General features: G+C 68.6%; 2 protein-coding genes. Both read right to left on the minus strand.

All coding sequences use genetic code 11. From position 1 onward, the window contains the following. Positions 1-258: 258 nt before the first annotated feature. Positions 259-2,463: a tyrosine-type recombinase/integrase gene (locus B4M62_RS03465; protein ID WP_290705225.1), complete on the minus strand. Its 2,205-nt coding sequence runs from the start codon at positions 2,461-2,463 to the stop codon at positions 259-261. Next, positions 2,460-3,686, minus strand: coding sequence for a tyrosine-type recombinase/integrase (locus B4M62_RS03470; protein WP_290705228.1), 1,227 nt, complete (start codon positions 3,684-3,686; stop codon positions 2,460-2,462). Before B4M62_RS03470 ends, B4M62_RS03465 begins: the two co-directional genes overlap by 4 nt. Positions 3,687-3,769 lie beyond the last annotated feature (83 nt).

The following is a 3,769-nucleotide window of genomic DNA, read 5'->3' on the forward strand; positions in this document are numbered from 1 at the left end:
CAGGTGATGAAGGGCCAGGCCGGGTACATGATCTTCGCGCCCGTGACGGGCCGGTTCGCCACGGCCACGCCTGCCGATGCGGGCTCGTGGCGTCGGCTGGGGCCGCGGGAGAAGCCGAAGACAGGCGAGGTGGTGCGCTCACGGATGGTCGGCGCCCGCCCCGCGTATGTGTGGGACCCGTTATCCCGAGATTCCGGCTGGTCGACTTGTGTGTTCTCAGTCTGGCTTGGCGCGGTTGTCTTCTGCAACGACTGTGGGTCAGCCGGTCGCGGCGGCCTCGAGTGCTTCGCCGGCGCCGTCGGTGAGTTCTTGGGCGCGTTGCATGGCGGAGCGGATGCGTTCGACTTCGAGTTCTCGTGCAGCGATTTGTCCGGCGGGTTCGCCGTGTTCGCGGGCTTTGTCCAGTGCGCGGTTGTGGCTGTGCAGCATGCGGCGGAAGACGGGCAGGGCGCTCTTCTTCGGTTGGGCGTGGCCGCAGCCCAGACAGACCAGTCCGCGCGGGCAGTGCTCGCCGGTGGGAAGCGCGCAGACGTGGGTGCCCATGTCCCGCAGGGAGCAGCTGGCGGTGAACTCGGCCCACTCGGCCTCGGTCGGGGTCTTGCTGGCCGAGGGGCCGTGAACGTCGGTGTAGAGGCCGCGCATGGCCTTGCGGTAGTCGGTGACGAACTGGTCGGGGTAGAGCTTGGCGTAGATCATCACGGTGTTGATCGTGGCGTGGCCGAGCAGAGCCTGGATCACGTGGACCGGGGTATGGGCGTTGAGGTGTTCGGAGGCGAACACGCGCCGGCAGTCGTGTGGGGTCAGGATCAGTGGGCTGCCGTCGGCGTGGGTAGCGCCGGCCTGCTCGGAGATCCAGCGCAACCGTCCGCGGATGGTGTTGGTGTTGACCGCGCTGGGATGCCGGATGGCTTGCAGCAGGTAGGGGGCTCGGGGCAGGGGTTTCTTCTCGTGCTCGTCGCGGCGGTCGACGGGTGGGACATGGTCGGTGCCGTAGTAGGCGCGGACGTGGCGGATGATCTCGGCGATCACGCGGCCGAGTTGGTCGCCGATCGGGATCACGCGGGCGCGGTCGAACTTGCTGGGCTTGATGTGGAGCAGGTAGTAGAGCCGGCCGTCGGGCAGCGAGCGTCGCAGCACGTCGAAGGTGGTCAACTCGCAGGCTTCCTCGATCCGAAGGCCGCTGGTCAGCAGCAGTTCCGGGAGCGCCCAGTCCCAGAATGCGGCCCGTTCTGCGCGGATGAGCGTTGTGTCGTCGGGCTGGTTGCGCAGGGCGTGTCCGGTGTCGTGCCAGCGGCGCAGCGCGAAGGCGCGAATGTTGGGGATCTCGCGTTGCAGGTCGAGGACCGTCGAGGTCAGCCTGGCCTGCTGTCGTTTCCGGGCTTTGACGAACCCGGTGTCGAGCAGGTCGTGGCGGGTCAGCACGACGCTGGAGGGGGCGTGGGCGGCGAACGGGGAGTCTGTCTCGGTGGCCCAGGTGGAGATGTCGGCGAAGAACACGCGGACCTCGATCAGCCACGAGTGCGCGGTGGTGCTGTCCGCGTCGCCCTTGCGGGCTTTGGTGCGCTGCGAGGTGCGTGCGAGTTCGACCGCGGCGGGCACGAATCCGCGTGCCTGGGCGGGTGTGATCTGCGCGCACGAGGTCACGCCGGGATGGGTCTGTTGCAGGTAGCGGAAGAAGTGGCCCAGTGCGCTGGCCTTGTGTCGAAGCGTCGGGTAGGTGTCCGAGAGGCGGCGGGCGTAGGCCTCCAGGTAGAGCCCCACGACCTCGACGAACGGCTCAGGCACTCCGGCGACCAGGGCGAGTTCTCGTTCAGTGTGCCGCGGGGCGGTGCGACGCCGAGCGGTGCCGCTGCGCGGGGTGCGGTCGAACACGCCCAGCTGACACAGCAGCACGTCCAGAACGTCTGCGCCCTTGGTGCTTGCCGGGGGGATCAGCAAGTCGGCATCGGTGAGGTCTTCGAGCCGGTCGGCGCCGCGGGTCAGCATCAGGCGAGTAGCCATGTTGACCGCTTGGTCGTAAGAGCGCGGGTGTCCAATCGCACAGGTCTGCGCGGCGTCCTCGATCCGCTGGCGGGCCAGGACGAGCGGGTCGTCGGCGGGCAGGATGTTGGTCCAGTCGCCGATGCGCACCGTCGCGATCGTCGACCACGCAGGTTGCACCAGCCGGGAGATCACCAGCGCCCACACGCCGAACCCCCAGCGCGCGGCGAGCGGGGGCCGGTCTTGTCCTGCCAGCCATCGCCGCCACACGTCGACCTCGAACGTTGCCCACCGGTCGGCCAAGGTGGCGCCCTCGATCTGGTCGGTCACGTCGAAGCTAGCCCGCACGGCGCTGAGCATCCGCGAGTCGTCGTAGCGGTGCCTGAACCTCCAGCCGCGCATCTGCTCGACCAGGTACTCGATGAGCACCTGACGGTCATACGGTGCCGCACCGAGTTCACGCGCTCGACCGAGTGCACTCATGACACCGACTCCGGCCACTCGGGCAGTCCTGCCGTGGGGCGGGGTGTGGCCACCGCGTCCAACTCGATCAACGTCTGGGAGTCGTAGTGGAAGACATACTGCACGCCCTTGTCCGACCGTCCGTCCGTCGCTCGACGCGCAGCCTCGGCCGCGGCCCGGGCGGCGACCCTGGCGTGTCGCTCGACCCCGGCCACGGCATCGACGAGCGCCTGTCGATCGACGTGGGCGTAGGTGTCGACCGTGGTCGCAATGTGGCGATGACCGAGCAACTCCCGCGCTGCAGCGACGCCAGAGGAGGCGACCACCTCGGAGGCAACCGTGTGCCTAAACATGTGAGCGGTGACGTCGACGCCGGTGCGCGCAACAAGCTGGCGAAGCGCGGCCTCGAAGGCGCTGTAGGTCAGCGGCCGTGGCCAGCCGCGACGGAGCCCGACCCACGCGGCCTCACCAGGAGCGTCGCGGCGCTCGTGCGCCAGGTAGTGGTCGAAGAGTCGCCAGAACTCGGCGGTGGCGGGGACGCGGTGCTCATCACGTGCACCCTTCAACCGGACCACCACCGTCGAGGTGCGCCGGTCGAGATCGTGCAGGCCCATCCCCAACACGCCGTGACGGCCGTGCTCGACGCTCCAGTCCCCGATCCGTTGACCCGACCGGGACAGCAACATCAACAGTGCCTTGTCGCGCCACGACTTCGCTGCGGCGACCAGGCGGTCGACCTCGGTGTGGTCGAGGACCGCAGGCAGCTCACGGGGCTCGCGCCGTCGCAGCTCGGCACGCGGGCGTCGTGGTGGCGCATCACCACCGCCACCCATGCCGTGCGTCAGCTCCCCAGCCCGGGCAGGGACAGGATTGACCCTGCCCGCCCAGGCGCCACCGCCTTCGGTGTCGCGATCGATCAAGAACGCAAAGAACGACGCCAGCACACTCAAACGGTGGTTGACCGTCCGCGCCGCACGCCGCACCACAACCGGCTCGCCCGTCGCAAGATCAACGACGCCCGAGGCCCGCGCCGCGGTGCCCGGGCCGGCGGCGAACTCACCGATGTATGCCTCGACGTCACGGCGCGACACCGCTACCAACGGCCGATCGACGCGAGTCAGCCAGCGCGAGAAGTCAGCCAACCCGAGCCGATACGAACGCGCCGTGTAACTCCCACGCCCACGACGCTCCAGATGCCCGACGAAGTCCTCGACCAGTTCCTCTGCAATCCCATCCCGTTCCACCGTCCGACTCCTTCACCCGGGCTACGACGCACCATCGCTACCACGAGTCGAACAATCGAGGATCTCGGAAACTCGAGACAAGA

The sequence above is a fragment of the Gordonia sp. UBA5067 genome, from assembly GCF_002414845.1.
Lineage (GTDB): Bacteria > Actinomycetota > Actinomycetes > Mycobacteriales > Mycobacteriaceae > Gordonia > Gordonia defluvii.

Bases quoted from the DNA above. Each gene is read 5' to 3' on its own strand.
- B4M62_RS03465 (WP_290705225.1), bottom strand. From the start codon at position 2,463: ATGAGTGCACTCGGTCGAGCGCGTGAACTCGGTGCGGCACCGTATGAC.